The sequence below is a fragment of the Kribbella swartbergensis genome (assembly GCF_054784135.1).
In genome coordinates, this window is record NZ_BAAGPM010000014.1 from 530096 (window position 1) to 546112 (window position 16017).

A 16017-nucleotide genomic window follows, 5' to 3' on the forward strand; every position below is an offset into this window, starting at 1 on the left:
CGTCACCCGCCCAGGAACTCGTACACGCCCCGGAGGCGGGTCCGCAGTCTGGCCTGGGTTCGCCTGCTGTCGAGGCGGACGTCCGAGGGCGGGCCGGGCGCGAACGGCAGTGCGTGCTGGTCGAGTCCGTCGCGGGCAGCGATCAGGCGGCCGAGTTCGAGCCGGGTGACCGCTTCCGGGCCGGCCACGTGAGCCGGGCCTCTGACATCGGACTCCAGGAGTTCGAGGAGGGCGGACGCCAGGTCGGTCACGTGGACCGGGCAGCGGATGTTGCCGGTGTACAACGCGCCCGGCTCCCCGGCGGCCAGGGCGTGGACGAGTCGCTCCGTGGACGACTTCCCGTCGTCGCCGACGATCAACGAGGTCCGGGCGATGACGGCCGAGGGACGGACCGCCCGGACTGCCGTCTCGGCGGCGGCTTTCGCGGCGCCGTACGGCGTGACAGGGCAGGGGCTCGCGTCCTCGTCGTACGGCTGCTCGCCGCCGCCGAAGACCACGTCGGTCGAGACGAACACCAGCCGGGCGCGGCGTGCGGCCAGCGCGACGTTGGCGGGACCGTCGGCCGTGGTGGCCCAGTCGGACTGCTGGAAAGCCGCGTGGACGATGCCGTCCGGCCGGACCTTCCGGATGACGTCGTCGACCTCACGCCGGTCCCGGACGTCCATCCGGACCCCACCCGCAACTGGCGCTCTGTGGTACGTCGGTACCACCTCGTGCTCGGCCAGCCGCACGACCTCGCCCCCCAGCAGCCCAGCGGCCCCAGTGACGAGCAGCCTCACGCCACCAGCCTACGCCGCCTCAACCGCCACCCGGCAGTTCGCGTCCCGCGCCGGACCTCGGCGACCGTGCGGACCTTGCGCGGCGTCATCCACGACTGCGACGGCTTGTGCAGCATCCAGCCTCCGCCGATGGTGATCGCCGCGTGCTGCACGGCGTTCGTGGCATCCCGCCAGACGAACACGGTGCCCGGTACGTCGTCCCGCCCGCCGGCCGTCGTGCTGTCCGCAAGCCAACGTTCGAAGGGTTCCCGCTGCATCCACACCTTGTCGGCTCCTTCGACGCCGGCGGCTGCCATCACCGTGCCGAAGCAGTTCGGGCCACTGCCGGCCGCGAACGTGCCGGCCAGACGCCGTACCCGATCGGACGGCCAGTTGGTGACCTCGGCATGACGGCTGGGGCCGAGGTCTTCGCTGACGATCTGCGGGAGGACGATGTCGGCGGAGCCGTGCAACAGCGACTTCCACCAGACGAAGCGGTGACCATCTGCTTGCCGACGCACCTCTGGACCGAGGACCGACTGCCAGCGTCGGACCGTCGGGACTGCGGCACGGTTGTGGTCGACCTGGGCGCGGACCAACTGGGCTCGGGTCGATCTCGGGAGACTCAGGTACGACGCCTCGTCGAGCCAGCTCACCACTACTGCCGAGCTGTCCACGCCGTACGTCCGGTAGGTGTCACGCTGCTCGGCGGTCAACTCGCGCTCGTCCGCCGGTAGGTCCCAGTCGGCAGCCTGTTGCCGAGTGACGAAGAACGGCTGGAAGTCGGGCGCCAGCCAATCGATCCAATGGTCGAGCAAGGCGGGGGAGACGTCGATGCCGAGAACCTTCACCCGGCGATGCTCTCATTGTCGGTGCTGGTCGGGCGCGGGATTTTGCGGACCGCGGTACGGCTGGGTCCGGGAGTAGACGAGGTTCGTGGTGGTGCTGCCGAACTCGGTCAGTTCGTTGACCAGTTCCTCCAGGTGCGGCATGGAGGCGGCGGCGACCTTGAGGGTGTAGCAGTCGTCGCCGGTGGTGCGGAGGCACTCGAGGATCTCGTGACGCTCCTTCAGCAACTGATGCAGCGGCGCGTGCTTGTTTCCCGGGTACTTCAGCCGTACGACGGCCAGCACCGGATAACCGACCTTCGTCAGATCGACCTCGGCGCGGTAGCCGGTGATGACTCCGGCCGACTCCAGCCGGCGTACGCGCTCGGTGGTCGCGGAGGCGCTCAGGTTCACCCGGCGGCCGAGCTCGGTCAGCGACATCCGCGCGTCGTTCTGCAACTCGGCCAGGATGGCCCAGTCGGTCTGGTCGAGACTCTCGGTCATACCGGGAATATACCGGCGATTCCACGGCGAAGAACGCCGAACGCCGGGAGCATTCCGTTCAAACCGAGGCTGCGGCTGGCTAGCCTGAATGCCGTGGAACTCGGTGTGAACGTCCCCAACTTCGGCCCCGGCACGAACCCGGCCCGGCTGCGCGACTGGGCCCGTACGGTCGAACGCCTCGGCTACGACCTGCTGATGGTCTCCGACCACGTCGCCATCACCGCCGATGTCGCGGAGCACTATCCGGCACCTTTCTACGAACCGTTCACCACGCTCAGCTGGCTGGCCGGCATCACCGATCGGGTCCGGCTCGGCACCACCGTGCTGATCGCGCCGTACCGCCACCCGTTGCTTACGGCAAGAATGGCGGCGAACCTCGACCAGTTGAGCGGCGGCCGGCTCGTCCTCGGCGTCGGCGTCGGCTGGGCCCGGCAGGAGTTCGAGGCGCTCGGCGCCGACTTCGACCGCCGCGGTCAGGTGACCGACCGGACGCTGATCGAGATCCGTCGCGCCTGGGAGAACGACAAGGACTACGGCGGCGGCCGCATCCCGATCTGGATCGGCGGCCACAGTACGGCGGGACTGCGTCGAGCCGTCCGCCTCGGCGACGCCTGGCATCCGCTCCGGGAACGGGTGGACTGGTTGCGCTCGGCAATGGATCGGCTGCGTGCCATCGCCGCCGAGGAGGACCGGCCGGTGCCGGAGTTCGCGCCGCGGATCCTGCTGCGGCTGACCCCGGATCCGCTGCCGGACGACGAGCGGGTCGCGGGTGAAGGCTCACTCGACCAGGTGCTGGCCGACATCGACGTACTGCGTGATCTCGGCGCGCGAACCGTCGTCCTGGATCCCTTCGTGGGAGATCCTGCCGAGACCGAGCGGCCCGAGGTGGCCTTTCAGGCGCTGGCGACGGTCGCGGCGCATCGACGATGGGAGAACACGTGACCCCCGAAGCAGAAGGTTTCCTCCGCCGGGCGATCGAGCTGGCCGCGGCCGCGCGCCGATCCGGCAACCCGCCGTTCGGCTCGCTGCTGGTCGGCCCGGACGGGACGGTGCTCGCCGAGGAGCAGAACTCGACGATCACCGACGGGAACATCAGCTTCCATCCGGAGCTGAAACTCGCGGTGTGGGCGGCCCGGGAGCTGGACGCCGAGACCGCCGCGGCGACGACCATGTACACCAGCTGCCAGCCGTGCGAGATGTGCTCGGGCGCGCTGGCCCGGTCCGGACTCGGCCGGGTGGTCTACGCGCTGTCCGGTGAACAACTCAACGGACTCAAGTCGTCCGGCGGCTTCCCCGCCGTACCGCAGGAGGGCCCTGCACTGTACGACGAGGCGAAGGTGCCGGTCGACGGGTACTACGCGTAGACCGGCACCGCTCGCGGATCAGACCGGGGCGAGGCACGCACAAGACTCACCCCGGCGGGCCACCTGACGGCTCGGTGTGAAACGGTGCTCGCCATGCTCACCATCGGCCCGCTCCGACCGTCCGATCGCACCGCCTGGCAGGAACTGTTTGCCGGATACAACGAGTTCTACGGCCGGACGATGCCGGACGACTTCTACGACCGCGCCTGGACCAGATTCCAGCAGGACAAGGAGGTCCACGCGCTCGGCGCCCGGCTCGACGGCCGGCTGGTCGGCATCGCGCACTTCCTCATCCACGCCAGTACGACTGCGCCGGACTCCTGCTACCTGCAGGACCTGTTCACCGCTGCCGAAGCCCGCGGCCAGGGCGCTGCGCGCGCGTTGATCGCCGCCGTCACCGACTGGGCGAAGGAGCGCGGTTGCGGCCGCGTCTACTGGTCGACGCACGAGTCCAACGAGACCGCCCGGCGCATCTACGACCAGGTCGCGGAGAACCAGGGCTTCATCCTCTACACGGTCCCGCTGTAACGGTCGTCTACGCGATCCCGCTGTAACGCTCGGCGAGTTCGCGGCCGAGCCGGGCCAGTTCCGCCTGCACCGACGGCGGGTCGATCACCTCGATCGAGCCACCCCAGCCGGCCAGGTGCTGCGCGATCATCAGCGGTGTCGGCGCCGTCACCTTGATCCGCACCCGATCGCCTTCCATTCCGTCGACCTCACAGTGCCGGCCGAGCCGGTCCTGCATCACCCACAGGTGCCGTTCCTCCATCAGCACGGTCGCGGTGAGGCCGGATCGCCGTACCTCCATCTGCTCGACGATCTCGTTCCAGGCGGTGGTCAGGTCGAAGTCGGCCGGCCGCTCGAACGCTTCATCGGTCAACTCGGCCGACACCACCCGCTCGACCCGGAACGTCCGCTGCCCCTTCGGCGTCCCCGCGATCAGGTACCAGATGTCGTCCTTGTCGACGAGCCCGAGCGGATCCACCAGCCGCTCCGACTGCTCCCGGCCGCGTCCCGCGTACACCAGTCGCACCTTGCGACGCCGTACGACGGCGTCCTGCAACTGACGCACCAACGCCGGACGTTCCTTGGTGTGCTCACCCCAGCGCGCCGGATCGATCGCGACCGCATCGGCCGCCGCTTCGGCTTGTTCGCGGAACGTCTGGGGGAGTGCTCGCACGAGCTTCCGCAACGCGGCCTTGGCGTCCGGCGCAACCGACGCCGCCGGCCCGACCAGCAGGAAGAGCGCCTGCGCCTCGGGTGCGGTCAGTCCGCTGAGGTCGGTCCGCGCGCCGCCGATCAACTGCCAGCCGCCGTTGCGCCCCGGCTGGGGATAGACCGGGATGCCGGCCGTCGACAGCGCCTCGAGGTCGCGTCGCGCCGTCGCCACCGAGATCTCCAGCTCCTCGGCCACCTCGGCCGCGGTCACCCGGCCCCGCGCCTGCATCAGCAACAGCACCGCCACCAATCGATCCGCCCGCACCCCCTTATGCTCCCAGACAAACCGCTCACCGGCTGAGCACTTATCCGGTCTGGGTCGGTTCACCGAGCCCAGCTCGCCGTAGAGTGGTTCCGGACGTTCCGCTTCCGGATTGGTTGAGGTATGGCGTACGACGTAAGTCCGACGGCTCGGACCCTGATGGTGCTCGAACTGATCCAGAACAGTCCGGGCATCACGGCCGGACAACTGGGGGAGAAGCTGGGCGTCTCCGAGCGGGCGGCCCGGCGGTACGTCGGGATCCTGCGAGAGGCCGACATCCCGATCGAGTCCGTGCGCGGCCCGTACGGCGGCTACCGGGTCGGGCGCGGGGTGCGGCTCGCCCCGCTGATGTTCAGCCCCGCGGAGGCACTCGGGCTGGTGATGGCGGTGCTCGAAGGACCGCGCGGCGCGGACGACCCGGTCGAGATCGCGCTCGGCAAGATCATCCGGGTGCTGCCGGAGCCGATCGCCCGCTCGACCGACGCCGTACGACGGGTGAGCGCGCGCGGGCCCGATCCGGGTGCCCGCACTCCCGACCCCGAGGTCACGGCGCAGCTGGTCTCGTACAGCACCGCCCAGCGCCGCGTGCTGATCGACTACGAGCGCTGCCCGGGCGAGAGATGGACCATGGACGTCGACCCGTGGGCGGTCGTCGTACGCCGAGGCCGGTGGTACCTGCTGTGCTGGTCCCACTCCAAGTCGGCCAAGCGGGTGCTGCGGGTCGACAAGGTCAAACGGGTCGAGGCTGCGGAGACGACCTTCACACCGCCGGACGACCTCGACCCGCTGGCGGCGGTGGAGGAACACCTCGCGCTCGGCTGGAAGTACCAGATCGAGGTCGTCATCGACGCTCCGCTCGCGGACGCCGCCTGCTGGATTCCGCGGAGTATGGGCCGGCTCGAAGAGATCGACGCCGAGCACACCCGGCTGCTCGCCAGCACCGACGAGCCGGACTGGTACGCCGCCCAGCTGACCGCGATCAAAGCGCCGTACCGGATCATCGGAGCACCTGAACTGCGGGAGGCCGGCCGTGCGCTCGGCCGGAGGCTGCTGGAGGCGAGTGCCTGTGACTGAGATCGAGTTCGCCGGGGAGATCTGGTACTGGCGCGGGCCGGCACCGTGGTACTTCATCACGGTGCCGGACGACGAGAGCGCGTACTTCGAGGCCCAGTCCGACTTCGTCACCTACGGCTGGGGAATGATCCCGGTCCAGGCCGAGATCGGGGACAGCGTCTGGGACACCTCGATGTTCCCCAAGGACGGGCGCTACGTCCTGCCGGTCAAGGCGGCGGTCCGGCGCGCGGAGGAGCTCGACGACGGTGACGTACCGACCGTTCGGCTGCGGCTGCGCAGCTGGAAGGTGTCGTGAAACTGTCGGCGACCGCGTCTAGCGTGCTGGTGCACCCGGTTGAGGGAGGGGATGGCATGTCCACACTGTCAGATCGGCCGAACACGGCACTGGTGGTCATCGACGTCCAGAACGGCGTCGTGTCGCAGGGCTTCCAGCGGGATCAGGTAGTGGCCAATATCGGCACCCTGGTCGGCAAGGCGCGCGCCGACCGCGTGCCGGTGGTCTGGGTCCAGCACAACAGCGAGGACCTGCCGAAGGACAGCGACAACTGGCAGCTCGTCCCGGAGCTGACCCGGGAAGACTCCGAACCGCTTGTCCACAAGACGTTCGCCGACTCGTTCGAGGACACCGACCTCGAGGAGGTCCTCGCGCAGGCCGGGATCGGTCGGCTCGTCGTCAGCGGCGCGCAGACCGACGAGTGCATCCGCTCGACGATCCACGGCGCCTTCGTCCGCGGGTACGACGTCACGCTCGTCGGCGACGCCCACACCACCGAGGACCTCACCGAGTACGGCGCCCCACCGCCCGACCAGGTGATTGCTCACACCAACCTCTACTGGCAGTACCACCGAGCCCCAGGCCGCACCGCAGCCGTGGAGAACACCGCCGACGTCACCTTCCAGGACACGTAGACACTCTTCACCCCAGGCACGGAAGGGTTTGAACGATCGATCGCCTCGCTCCATGCCACGAACGGTGACGAGACCTTGACAGGGAGAAACCGGTTTCAGTACGGTTCCAGGATCCTAGGAAAGCGCTTTCCGACTCTTTCCGGTGAGCCCGCCGCCCACGCCACGGCGTACTGCGGCGTGCCCGCCATCCGCCCCAATCGGAGGTTCTCTCATGTCCTTCTTCGCGTCCCCAACGCGCCGGAACTCATCACCGGTTCGACGCAGGTTGCCGTACCTGGCGGCGGCCACCGCGCTCACCGTGGTCTCGGCGGCCGTGGTGTCGGCGGTCGCCGTACCCGAAACTCTGCCGAAGGCCTCGGCGGCCACGTTCTCACTGCAGGGCTGGGCCACCCAGGGTGGTGGCACGACCGGTGGCGGCAGCGCCTCGCCGGTCACCGTGACGACGGCCTCGGCCCTGATCAGTCAGATGCAGTCGAGCGGTGCGAAGGTGATCCGGGTGTCCGGCACCATCACCCTCTCGGGCATGAACAAGGTCGCCTCGAACAAGACGATCATCGGTGTCGGCAGCGGCGCCACCATCACCGGCGGCGGTCTGAACGTCGCGAGTGTCAGCAACGTCATCATCCGGAACATCAACTTCCGCGACTCGGACGACGACGCGATCAACATCCAGTACTCGACCAGGGTCTGGGTCGACCACAACAGCTTCAGCAGCGGGTACGACGGCGCCGTCGACGTCAAGCGCGCGTCGGACTACGTGACCGTGTCGTGGAACAAGTTCTCCAACCACGACAAGGTCGGGCTGATCGGGCACAGCGACGGCAACGGCGGCGAGGACATCGGCAAGTTGCGGGTGACGTACTACGCGAACTGGTTCGACGGGACCACGCAGCGGCACCCGCGGGTCCGGTTCGGCAACCCGGTGCACGTCGTCAACAACTACTACCGAGGCAACAGCGGCTACGGCGTCGCGTCCACCTGCAACGCGGGCGTCTATGTGGAGCGGAACTACTTCGAGAACGTCCGTAGCACCGTCGTCACCCAGACCGGTGACTCACCTGCGGGCAACGTGAAGCTCCTCAACAACTACCTCGTCAACTCCGGTACGCCGGCTTCCCGGAACTCCTCCAGCGTCGGCGCGATCCCGTACCCGTACGTCGTCGACGCCGCCGAGAACGTGAAGTCGATCGTCACGTCCGGCGCCGGCACCGGCAAGATCTAGTCCCGTCCCGGTGTCCCGGCCCTCTCGGCCGGGACACCGGTAGGCTGGTGGGACACGACTGGCGAGGGTGGGCGCGAACCACCGGGGAGTGACAGCAGGGCATCGACCGCCTGGGTGCCCGAGGCAAGGGACTCGAGGAGCCTGGTCGTGCACCGTGTACTGCATCTGTCCGACACCCACGTCAGCCGCATCGGACCGGACGAGGACGGCGTCGACGGTCTCGCCGCGTTGCGGCAACTGCTGTACGACGTCCGCCACGTCCCGTCGCTGGACCTCGTGGTGATCAGCGGTGACATCGCCGACGACGGCTCCAAGGAAGGATGCCTCGCGGTCCGGTCGGCTGTCGGTGCGTTCTGCCGGGAACGCGGGATCCCACACGTCTACAGCACCGGAAACCACGACCGCCGGGAAGGCTTCGCGGCGGTCCTCGGCTGGGGTCACCTCGGCCCGGACGACGCACCGATCGGACGCCGGGCCGAGTTCGACGGCGTGATCGCCGCGGTGAGCGTGGTCAACGGTCTGCGCGTCATCACCCTCGACAGCCTCGTCCCCGGCGAAACGCACGGCGTGCTCGGTCGCGATCAGCTCGACTGGCTGGAGGCCGAGTTGGCCACACCCGCGCCGGCCAGATCGATCGTCGTACTCCATCACCCGCCGATCTCCGTCGACGCGATGCCGTACATGAGTTCCGTCGTACTGCAAGACCCTGCCGCTCTGGGTCAGGTTCTGGCCGGCACCGACGTACACGCCGTCCTCTGTGGACACCTGCACCACCAACTGTCCGGAAGCCTGGGAGACAAGCCGGTCTGGGTCACCCCCGGCGTCATCACCCGCATCGACCTGACCGCTCCGCCGTCCTCGGTCCGAGGCGTCCTGGGAGCCGGCGCAACAGTTGTCGACCTGGGCGGCCCCTTCTCGCCGATGTTCCACACCATTCACTCCCGCGACCGCCAGGCCGGCACCGAGGTCTACGTCTACAACCCCCTCACCGGCGAAGACACTCCCGAGGTCAGCCCCATCACGTGAGGGCTCAGGCAACGCAGAACTCGTTGCCTTCGGGGTCAAGCATGACGATGTGGCCGAGGGGTTCGCCGTAGTACTCCTCGCGGACACGGGTCGCGCCGGCGGCGGCAAGTTCGTCGGCTTTCGCCCGGATCAGCATCTCCCGCTCGGCCATGTCCCACGGCGCCTCGCCGGCGACCCGGATGTCGATGTGCATCCGGTTCTTCGAGGTCTTCTTCTCGGGCACCCGCAGAAACCCGATCGCCGGTCCGCGGCCGTCCGCGTCCACGATCGACGCGCCGTCCGGATCGTCGTACCCGGGCTCCTGCACATACCCGAGCGCACCGGCCCAGAACGCGGCCAGCCGCTGCGGATCCTCGGCGTCACAGCCCAGCGTCCAATGCGTAGCCATTCCCGCAGGCTACTTGCGCGCCGATTCATCCAGGGCTGTCGCCGAGCTTCGCTGCTGCGGCGAGCGCCGACAGGAGAGCCGCGGTGGCGGGTGGATCGGGCGGTTCGCCGTACGTCGCCGCGTAGACGTGCCGGCGTGATCCCGCCAGCTTCGTTGCGACGATGTCGTCGGCCGTGTGGGCGCGCAGAGCGAGTCCGGGCATCGTGGTCACGCCGAGTCCGGCGGCGACCAGGGTCTGCATCACGACCATGTCGTCGGAGGTGTAGCCGATCTGCGGCTCGTATCCTTCCTCGGCGCACAACGAGAGCAGGTGGCTGCGGCACCGCGCACACCCCGCGATCCAGGTCGCGTCACGCAGGTCGGAGAGTTGTTGCCCTCGGCCCTTTGACAGCAGGTACAGCGGGTCGTCGAGCAGGTGATGCAGGCGTACGCCGGGTGGCTCGGGCTCGGTCTCGTCGTACCGGAAGATGACCGCGACATCGATCTTGCCGGTGCGCAGCAGCTCGAGCGCTTCCGGCGGGTGGACGTCGGTCAGGCGGATCTGTAGGCCGGGATGCGACTCGGCGAGCGCGGCCACGGCGCGGGGGATGAGCGATCCGATGGCGGAGGAGAAACCGGCCAGGCGTACCCGGCCGGCGGTGAGGCCGACGTGCGCGGCGAGCTCGGCGTCGACTGCGTCGATCCGCCCGAGGATCTCGGCGGCACGGTCGGCGAGGAGTTGGCCGGCTTGGGTGAGGCGGATGCCCCGGCCGACTCGTTGCAGGAGCTGCGCCCCGGTCTCGGCCTCGAGCCGGGCGAGGTGGTGCGTCACCGACGGCTGCGAGTAGTGCAACTCCTTCGCCGCCGCGGTACGGACCCATGGCGGGCGACGGCGTCGATGACACGCAGGCGGGTGACGTCCAGCATGTATCAACTCTATCTATCGATGAGCATGAAATTTGGCATTAGACGTAATACATCCGGTGCGCGCACGCTCGATGCATGACCACGACACTGATCCACCCCATCACCGCACTGGCGGACGGCGTCCGTTCAGCCGTCCACAAGCACGCCGGCTGGTCGGAGACCGCCGACCTCGTCGCCGAACAGCTCCGGCTGCACCTGCCGACGCCCGACGTACTGACCGCCGAACAGCGCGACGGTTCACCGGACAGCTACCGGAGTCACCAACTGTGGATTGAGCCGGACGGATCGTTCTCCATCATCGGCCTGGTCTGGCGGCCGGGGCAGATCACGCGCATCCACGACCACGTCACCTGGTGCGTGTTCGGCGTCGTCCAGGGCGTCGAGCACGAGGAGTTGTACGACGCCGACCTCCGCCTGATCGGGGAGAACGACAACCACGTCGGCGACGTGAGCGGTTTTGCCCCGCCCGGCGACATCCATCGCGTCCACAACACCAGCGACCACACCGCCATCTCCATCCACATCTACGGCACCGACGTCACCCGCATCGGCTCGAGCGTCCGTCGCTACTACAACTGACCGACTCGTCCCGCGGATCAACGTGTCGATTCGTGGCGGGTGTAATCGACGGAGGGGTGAGTGGTCGGACAAGCCGACCGGGTGTGTCAGGAGAATGCGATGGCGTCGACTGTTCTGTACATGTCCATGTCCCTGGACGGCTTTGTTGCCGGACCCAACGAAACACGCGAGCACGGCCTGGGGGACGGAGGTCAGCGGCTGCACGCGTGGACGACCGGCCCGGACGATCCCGCCAACCAGGACGGCGATCGGCAGGTGCTGGCCGACTTTCTCTCGACCGGTGCGGTGGTCGCCGGCCGCGGCACCTTCGAACCGGCCGACGGCTGGGACGGCGACCACCATGACGGCGTACCGATCTTCATCTACAGCCGCCACCAGCCCGGCCCGGAGTTCGCGAACATGCCGCTCGTGACGTACACCAGCGACCTCGAGTCCGCCGTACGTCAGGCCAAGGACGCCGCCGGTGACAGGAACGTGCTGGTGCACGGCGTCACGGTCGCCTCAGAGTGCCTCAAGGCGGGCCTGCTCGACGAGATCCAGATCCACCTCGTCCCGGTCCTGTTCGGCCAGGGCCGGCGCCTGCTCGAGCACCTCGACGCCCACCAGATCGAACTTGAGACGGTCGACGTACTCCGCGGGCGTGACGCCACCCACCTGCGCTACCGCGTCATCAGTCGTCCCTGAGTTTGTCGAGTGCGGCGATCTGCTCGGGGGAGAGGTGGACGCCGCCCGCCGCCACGTTCTCGGCCAGATGGTCGCGGCTGCCCGTGCCCGGAATGGCGAGTACGTGGTCGCCGCGGCTCAACGCCCAGGCGATCCGGATCTGAGCCGGTGTCGCGCCGTGCTCGCGCGCGATGGCGAGTACAACATCGTCCACGGCAACCCCACCGACCTCCCGGCCGGCTCCGGTGACCGCGAAGAACGGGACGAACGCCATCCCCTGCTCACCACAGAGGTCCAGGACTTCGTCGTTCACCCGACCGAAGCCGACGCCGTACCTGTTCTGCACGGCGACAACCGGCGCGATCGCCTGCGCCTGCGCGATGTGATGTATCCGCACGTTGGACAGCGCCAGATGCCGGATCAGGCCCTTGTCCCGCAGCTCGGCCAAGACGCCGAAGTGTTCCGCGACGGAGTCGAGGCCCTGCTGGCGGAGGTATACGACGTCGAGGGTGTCCCGGCCGAGGTTGCGCAGGTCCTTCTCGACCAGCGCCGGCAGTTGCTCCGGTGACGCCATCCCGGCCTCGGTCGGTCCGACCTTCGTGGCGATCACCAGCTCCTCCGGGTACGGCGCCAGCGCTCGGCGGATCACCTCGTTCGCCCAGCCGAGCCCGGTGAAGTCCGTCGCCTTCCCGGAACCGCCGTACGTCGGGTAGAAGCCGGCCGTGTCGATGTGGTCGACGCCGAGCTCGACGGCGCGCCGCAACAACGCCATCGCCTGGTCCTGGGCGTCGTGGCCGTTGCCGCCGGCGAGGCGCTTCGTGCCGAACCCGATCCGCCCGACCCGCCGGTCGCCAATCGACGACTTGCGCTGCGCATTTTGTGATGATAAGTTAATTGGTAGGAATGCATTCTTCTGCGAATTCTGCATTCGGCCAGGATAAGGCCAGCTGTGAATTTCGTCCAGCTTTTGTGGCAGCTTTTTCTCTCCAATGATCCGGCTCATCATCCACCGCGTCAGTCGCGGCCACCGCCCACGACAACTGCGAACACCTCGGCCGCGATGGTGTCTGCGAGGCCGCCGGCGAAGACCCAGTTGCCCTCGGCCACGAGCCGGTCGTTGAACGCGGTGATGGCATCCATCTCGCCAGGCCGACGGCCTGGCCCGCGCATTGCGGCGCAACCGCGGCTCAGCGGGTCTGTCCGCAGGCCTTCTGCAAGGCGGCCAAGACGGCCTGGGGATCGTGCAGGACGCGCATTCCGTCGGTGACCACGCGTCTGGTGCCCGCGTCGACCGGATCGGTGTTCGCCCAGGCTCGTGCCGTGACGTCGACTTCGATCTCGAGGCCCGACCGTCGTACGAGCCGCACTTCGGTCACGTACGGGCCCCACTGCTGGCGGCGTACGACGTCGACGGCCCCGAACGCAGCCAGCCAGTCGTCGGATCCGCAGTACTTCTCCGGCTCGTCGGTCAGCACGATCAGATCCACGTCGGACGTCATCCCAGCGGCATCACGCATCACCCATCCCGCCACCCAACCACGACCCTCGCCAAGCCCGATCACCTACCGATGAATTCGGTCAGGCGTGCTTCGACTTCTGCTGGGTGGATACCGACTCTTCCGAGACTGCGGGGCGACGTCCAGACCAATTCGAAGCTGTTGTTGTCGGAGTGTGCCGCCGCCTCGGGGCCGGACAATCGCGCGACACCCTGGATCTCGGTCATGAGGAAGTAGTAGGCGGGCCGTCCATTGTGCGTACCAATCCATAGCAGTCGGTCGATCGTTGCGGTGAGCGTCGTCTCTTCCGCGAGTTCGCGCAATGCAGCCTCTTCCGGAGTTTCGCCCGCTTCAACGTGCCCGCCGGGAAGAACGGCGTAATGATGGCCAGCACAGTGCGGCCCTCGCGCGTTGCCGGCTTCACACATGACGCAGTCGCCGGCCTGGTCGCGACGCAGGTAGCGCTTGATGACGAGCACCTTGTCCGCATCGAACACAACAGCAACTGCTCTCGGAATCACCATCCGCTGACCATGCCACCAACCTCCGACAGTCTCTTCCCTGCATGTGCGGGCCCCGACTGGCTGACGCACCGCCGGCCCGGTGATGGGAACCGCTTACGGACGCCTACACGAAGGGCTCGATCTCGCCACCTTCCTGAGCCGCACTCGCTCGAGATCTTGCCCTACGACGGATCGGCGGGAACAGCTCACCAAGAGGTGCATGGTGCTGAGTTGGTCAAGAAGTCGTGTAGCGGGCAATCACGTCCACGCAGCGCCGGAACTGCGCCGGCGAAGCAGGGTTCTTCCAACCGAGCATCTCGAGTGTCCAGTCGATGGCGAAGGCTGGCGTCAAGTCGGCATCTGCCAACTCGGGATCAGCGACCCGCGCGTACCCGCGGCGCAGCAGGTCCGAGCGGTCATGCAAGGGCGCGCCGGCAGACACCTCCCACCGGGCGAGGTCGAATGCCGGCGACGCGGGGCCTGCGAACTCCCAGTCGATGACGCCGACGATCGCACCGTCGTGGACCAGGAGGTTCTTCGGCAAGAAATCGCCCTGGGCGAGCGATAACGGGGGCACCGGACGGGTCGTCACCTCGTGGCGCAAGAAGTCAGCACCACGCTCGACGACCGCGGCTGCCGCTGGGCCGAGTGTCTCCTCGACGATGCGCGCGATCCTGGCGACGGCGCCTTCCTCGGGCAGCCGCAGCTCGTGCCGGATACCGCGCCCGGCGTCCGGGTCCACGCTGTGTACCCGCGCCAGAATTTCACCGGCGTCCAGGACCAAGCGCTCGAGATCAGAGGCAGGCAGCCTGCCGATGAGCTCCCCGAGGGAACGGCCCGGAAGGAACCGTTGGATCGAGAAGGACAGCAACTCGCCATGGTGATCGAGATGCTCGAGACCGAGCACTTCTGCCGTCGGGACGCCTGCGTCACGCGCCTGCGCCATCAGGTGCGCCTCATCGATGAACCACGGCGTACCCTGACGCGCGATCCGGACGACCACAGCGACATCGCGGACAAGCTCAACGCGGTACGTCTCATTCATCCCACCACCGGCGAGAGGAACAAGGCACTCGACGTCGCGGCCGCAGACTGATCGCACCACCGAGTCGATGATCGAGCGAGGCGTCGTCACCATCATCCAAGTCTCCCTCAACGATCCGCTGCGAGGCATCTGCATTTTCGATCGCCCGCTCAGGTCCGCCTGCTGCCTCGCTGCCCACCTGGGAAAGGTCAAGAGAGTGAAAAAGTACATACTCTTCGATCATGACGGTGTTCTGGTGGATACCGAATTCTGGTATTACAAAGCTGGAGAACGCGCCCTGGCGGACATTGGTCTGACTTTGGACAAGGACCAGTACCTCCGGGACATGAGCCAGGGACTGGGCACTTGGGCCCAAGCCAGGGCGGCAGGCATCGATGAACAGACCATCAGCAGGCAGCGTGAGGTTCGTGATGCTTATTACCAGGAATACCTCAGGACAGAAGCCATCGAGATCGAAGGCGTCGTCGACACTCTTGCCGAACTGTCAAAATACGTCCGCATGGCCATCGTGACGACTGCAAAACGTGTGGATTTCGACATTATCCATGAAAGGCGCCGAATTAGACAGTTCATGGATTTCGTCCTGGTTCGCGAAGACTACAAGCTTTCCAAGCCCCATCCGGAACCATACCTGACCGGCTTAGGACGCCTCGGAGCCACCAAAGAAGAGACGCTGGTCGTAGAGGATTCATCCAGAGGCCTGAACTCCGCCGTGGCGGCCGGCATCGACTGTGTCATCGTCCATAACGACTTCACAAAAACACATGACTTTTCACAGGCGACCTATCGAATCGAAACCCTGATCGAATTGAAGGACATTATCCTTAATGTAACCTGATAGAGCGGCAGGAGCATCCCGGCAACGTGGTAGGGGAGTGACTCGCCGATGCCGGTGAGGATTTCCTGGATCCAGGCGAGACGCTGCTCCTGGCTGAGCGACGGCCTGGTCTTAGCCGATCGATGTTGAACAGCACGGCGGTGCTGGGTCGCGCCTTCTTGGCTGCGACGAAGAACGTTGGGATCGCGGTTCGCGTCGTAGGCCCGGTGGCCCGCCGGTACGTTTCGTTCAGCCACATCAGGAACGTCGCCGTTTCGGTGATCCTGCTTGGCTGGGGAAGTCTGCTGCTGCCTTGGCGCGGAATCCCCGGAGGTGGTGTTAGGTCGCAAAGGGACGCCGGTTGACCGGGCGGGGGAGCCGGGCGGGTCAACCGGGCATCAGCTGCACCGAGGCCATCGGTCGGCCGGGGGTGTCTAGTGATGGAACGCTCTGCGC

Annotated in this window: 22 protein-coding genes and 1 riboswitch; of the genes, 11 read left to right on the plus strand and 11 right to left on the minus strand. The window is 67.4% G+C overall.

Features of this window, described 5'->3' with window-relative positions:
- Positions 1 to 2: 2 nt before the first annotated feature.
- The 3 genes from ACYVOK_RS09455 to ACYVOK_RS09465 are packed head-to-tail and all read right to left on the minus strand — an operon-like array spanning position 3 to position 2089.
- Positions 3 to 779 (minus strand): SDR family oxidoreductase, encoded by a 777-nt coding sequence (locus ACYVOK_RS09455; RefSeq protein ID WP_460661905.1) that lies wholly within the window; start codon positions 777 to 779, stop codon positions 3 to 5.
- The gene (locus tag ACYVOK_RS09460; RefSeq protein ID WP_460661906.1) at positions 776 to 1609 is read right to left on the minus strand and encodes a hypothetical protein; all 834 of its coding nucleotides are present in this window, start codon (positions 1607 to 1609) and stop codon (positions 776 to 778) included. The genes ACYVOK_RS09455 and ACYVOK_RS09460 overlap by 4 nt, the downstream gene beginning before the upstream one ends.
- A 12-nt stretch (positions 1610 to 1621) precedes the next feature.
- Complete coding sequence (locus ACYVOK_RS09465) at positions 1622 to 2089, minus strand: Lrp/AsnC family transcriptional regulator (protein WP_460661907.1); 468 nt, start codon at positions 2087 to 2089, stop codon at positions 1622 to 1624.
- Positions 2090 to 2182: 93 nt separating this feature from the next.
- Here ACYVOK_RS09465 and ACYVOK_RS09470 point away from each other — a divergent pair, with 93 nt between their 5' ends.
- From ACYVOK_RS09470 to ACYVOK_RS09480, 3 genes are all read left to right on the plus strand, one after another.
- Entirely contained in the window at positions 2183 to 3031 is an 849-nt protein-coding gene (locus ACYVOK_RS09470) for an LLM class flavin-dependent oxidoreductase (protein ID WP_460661908.1), read from the plus strand.
- On the plus strand, positions 3028 to 3453 hold the full coding sequence (locus ACYVOK_RS09475) for a nucleoside deaminase (protein WP_460661909.1): 426 nt from the start codon (positions 3028 to 3030) through the stop codon (positions 3451 to 3453). The genes ACYVOK_RS09470 and ACYVOK_RS09475 overlap by 4 nt, the downstream gene beginning before the upstream one ends.
- Positions 3454 to 3546: 93 nt before the next feature.
- Positions 3547 to 3981, plus strand: coding sequence for a GNAT family N-acetyltransferase (locus ACYVOK_RS09480; protein WP_460661910.1), 435 nt, complete (start codon positions 3547 to 3549; stop codon positions 3979 to 3981).
- A 7-nt stretch (positions 3982 to 3988) separates the two neighbouring features.
- On the opposite strand, the gene ACYVOK_RS09485 is transcribed toward ACYVOK_RS09480, so the two are convergent.
- Positions 3989 to 4936 carry a helix-turn-helix transcriptional regulator gene (locus tag ACYVOK_RS09485; protein WP_460661911.1) on the minus strand — a complete coding sequence of 316 codons (948 nt, stop codon included), beginning with the start codon at positions 4934 to 4936 and terminating at the stop codon, positions 3989 to 3991.
- 120 nt (positions 4937 to 5056) lie between these two features.
- On the opposite strand from ACYVOK_RS09485, the gene ACYVOK_RS09490 reads away from it, so the two are divergent.
- From ACYVOK_RS09490 to ACYVOK_RS09510, 5 genes are all read left to right on the plus strand, one after another.
- Entirely contained in the window at positions 5057 to 6007 is a 951-nt protein-coding gene (locus ACYVOK_RS09490; protein WP_460661912.1) for a helix-turn-helix transcriptional regulator, read from the plus strand.
- Positions 6000 to 6302: a DUF1905 domain-containing protein gene (locus ACYVOK_RS09495; RefSeq protein ID WP_460661913.1), complete on the plus strand. Its 303-nt coding sequence runs from the start codon at positions 6000 to 6002 to the stop codon at positions 6300 to 6302. The genes ACYVOK_RS09490 and ACYVOK_RS09495 overlap by 8 nt, the downstream gene beginning before the upstream one ends.
- 56 nt (positions 6303 to 6358) lie before the next feature.
- On the plus strand, positions 6359 to 6916 hold the full coding sequence (locus tag ACYVOK_RS09500) for a cysteine hydrolase family protein (RefSeq protein ID WP_460661914.1): 558 nt from the start codon (positions 6359 to 6361) through the stop codon (positions 6914 to 6916).
- Positions 6917 to 7127: 211 nt separating this feature from the next.
- Positions 7128 to 8138 carry a pectate lyase family protein gene (locus tag ACYVOK_RS09505; protein ID WP_460661915.1) on the plus strand — a complete coding sequence of 337 codons (1011 nt, stop codon included), beginning with the start codon at positions 7128 to 7130 and terminating at the stop codon, positions 8136 to 8138.
- A 44-nt stretch (positions 8139 to 8182) separates the two neighbouring features.
- A riboswitch (ZMP/ZTP riboswitch) is annotated at positions 8183 to 8261 on the plus strand.
- Between the two features lie 24 nt (positions 8262 to 8285).
- The gene (locus ACYVOK_RS09510) at positions 8286 to 9164 is read left to right on the plus strand and encodes a metallophosphoesterase family protein (RefSeq protein WP_460661916.1); all 879 of its coding nucleotides are present in this window, start codon (positions 8286 to 8288) and stop codon (positions 9162 to 9164) included.
- 4 nt (positions 9165 to 9168) lie between these two features.
- On the opposite strand, the gene ACYVOK_RS09515 is transcribed toward ACYVOK_RS09510, so the two are convergent.
- Both ACYVOK_RS09515 and ACYVOK_RS09520 read right to left on the minus strand, forming a co-directional pair.
- Positions 9169 to 9552 carry a VOC family protein gene (locus ACYVOK_RS09515; RefSeq protein ID WP_460661917.1) on the minus strand — a complete coding sequence of 128 codons (384 nt, stop codon included), beginning with the start codon at positions 9550 to 9552 and terminating at the stop codon, positions 9169 to 9171.
- 25 nt (positions 9553 to 9577) lie between these two features.
- On the minus strand, positions 9578 to 10384 hold the full coding sequence (locus ACYVOK_RS09520) for a LysR family transcriptional regulator (RefSeq protein WP_460661918.1): 807 nt from the start codon (positions 10382 to 10384) through the stop codon (positions 9578 to 9580).
- Positions 10385 to 10533: 149 nt separating this feature from the next.
- Between ACYVOK_RS09520 and ACYVOK_RS09525 the strand changes: the two genes are divergently transcribed.
- Both ACYVOK_RS09525 and ACYVOK_RS09530 read left to right on the plus strand, forming a co-directional pair.
- A complete protein-coding gene (locus ACYVOK_RS09525) occupies positions 10534 to 11037 on the plus strand; it encodes a cysteine dioxygenase family protein (protein ID WP_460661919.1) in 504 nt (167 codons plus the stop codon).
- A gap of 99 nt (positions 11038 to 11136) precedes the next feature.
- Positions 11137 to 11721 (plus strand): dihydrofolate reductase family protein, encoded by a 585-nt coding sequence (locus tag ACYVOK_RS09530; RefSeq protein ID WP_460661920.1) that lies wholly within the window; start codon positions 11137 to 11139, stop codon positions 11719 to 11721.
- Here the strand turns inward: ACYVOK_RS09530 and ACYVOK_RS09535 are convergent.
- The 5 genes from ACYVOK_RS09535 to ACYVOK_RS09555 all read right to left on the minus strand — a co-directional run bounded on the left by ACYVOK_RS09535 (position 11708) and on the right by ACYVOK_RS09555 (position 14840).
- Complete coding sequence (locus ACYVOK_RS09535) at positions 11708 to 12628, minus strand: aldo/keto reductase (protein ID WP_460661921.1); 921 nt, start codon at positions 12626 to 12628, stop codon at positions 11708 to 11710. The two genes, ACYVOK_RS09530 and ACYVOK_RS09535, sit on opposite strands and share 14 nt — an antisense overlap.
- A gap of 86 nt (positions 12629 to 12714) precedes the next feature.
- The gene (locus ACYVOK_RS09540) at positions 12715 to 12840 is read right to left on the minus strand and encodes a hypothetical protein (RefSeq protein WP_460661922.1); all 126 of its coding nucleotides are present in this window, start codon (positions 12838 to 12840) and stop codon (positions 12715 to 12717) included.
- Between the two features lie 47 nt (positions 12841 to 12887).
- Complete coding sequence (locus ACYVOK_RS09545) at positions 12888 to 13217, minus strand: hypothetical protein (RefSeq protein ID WP_460661923.1); 330 nt, start codon at positions 13215 to 13217, stop codon at positions 12888 to 12890.
- Positions 13218 to 13258: 41 nt separating this feature from the next.
- Positions 13259 to 13720, minus strand: coding sequence for an NUDIX domain-containing protein (locus ACYVOK_RS09550; protein ID WP_460661924.1), 462 nt, complete (start codon positions 13718 to 13720; stop codon positions 13259 to 13261).
- 214 nt (positions 13721 to 13934) lie between these two features.
- Complete coding sequence (locus ACYVOK_RS09555; protein WP_460661925.1) at positions 13935 to 14840, minus strand: phosphotransferase family protein; 906 nt, start codon at positions 14838 to 14840, stop codon at positions 13935 to 13937.
- Between ACYVOK_RS09555 and ACYVOK_RS09560 the strand changes: the two genes are divergently transcribed.
- The gene (locus tag ACYVOK_RS09560) at positions 14812 to 15582 is read left to right on the plus strand and encodes an HAD family hydrolase (RefSeq protein WP_460661926.1); all 771 of its coding nucleotides are present in this window, start codon (positions 14812 to 14814) and stop codon (positions 15580 to 15582) included. The two genes, ACYVOK_RS09555 and ACYVOK_RS09560, sit on opposite strands and share 29 nt — an antisense overlap.
- Positions 15583 to 16017 lie beyond the last annotated feature (435 nt).

Bases quoted from the DNA above. Each gene is read 5' to 3' on its own strand.
- ACYVOK_RS09465 (WP_460661907.1), bottom strand. From the start codon at position 2,089: ATGACCGAGAGTCTCGACCAGACCGACTGGGCCATCCTGGCCGAGTTG.
- ACYVOK_RS09480 (WP_460661910.1), top strand. From the start codon at position 3,547: ATGCTCACCATCGGCCCGCTCCGACCGTCCGATCGCACCGCCTGGCAG.
- ACYVOK_RS09490 (WP_460661912.1), top strand. From the start codon at position 5,057: ATGGCGTACGACGTAAGTCCGACGGCTCGGACCCTGATGGTGCTCGAA.
- ACYVOK_RS09500 (WP_460661914.1), top strand. From the start codon at position 6,359: ATGTCCACACTGTCAGATCGGCCGAACACGGCACTGGTGGTCATCGAC.
- ACYVOK_RS09505 (WP_460661915.1), top strand. From the start codon at position 7,128: ATGTCCTTCTTCGCGTCCCCAACGCGCCGGAACTCATCACCGGTTCGA.
- ACYVOK_RS09515 (WP_460661917.1), bottom strand. From the start codon at position 9,552: ATGGCTACGCATTGGACGCTGGGCTGTGACGCCGAGGATCCGCAGCGG.
- ACYVOK_RS09525 (WP_460661919.1), top strand. From the start codon at position 10,534: ATGACCACGACACTGATCCACCCCATCACCGCACTGGCGGACGGCGTC.
- ACYVOK_RS09530 (WP_460661920.1), top strand. From the start codon at position 11,137: ATGGCGTCGACTGTTCTGTACATGTCCATGTCCCTGGACGGCTTTGTT.
- ACYVOK_RS09535 (WP_460661921.1), bottom strand. From the start codon at position 12,628: ATGCAGAATTCGCAGAAGAATGCATTCCTACCAATTAACTTATCATCA.
- ACYVOK_RS09540 (WP_460661922.1), bottom strand. From the start codon at position 12,840: ATGGATGCCATCACCGCGTTCAACGACCGGCTCGTGGCCGAGGGCAAC.
- ACYVOK_RS09545 (WP_460661923.1), bottom strand. From the start codon at position 13,217: ATGCGTGATGCCGCTGGGATGACGTCCGACGTGGATCTGATCGTGCTG.
- ACYVOK_RS09550 (WP_460661924.1), bottom strand. From the start codon at position 13,720: ATGGTGATTCCGAGAGCAGTTGCTGTTGTGTTCGATGCGGACAAGGTG.
- ACYVOK_RS09560 (WP_460661926.1), top strand. From the start codon at position 14,812: ATGATCGAGCGAGGCGTCGTCACCATCATCCAAGTCTCCCTCAACGAT.
- ACYVOK_RS09555 (WP_460661925.1), bottom strand. From the start codon at position 14,840: ATGATGGTGACGACGCCTCGCTCGATCATCGACTCGGTGGTGCGATCA.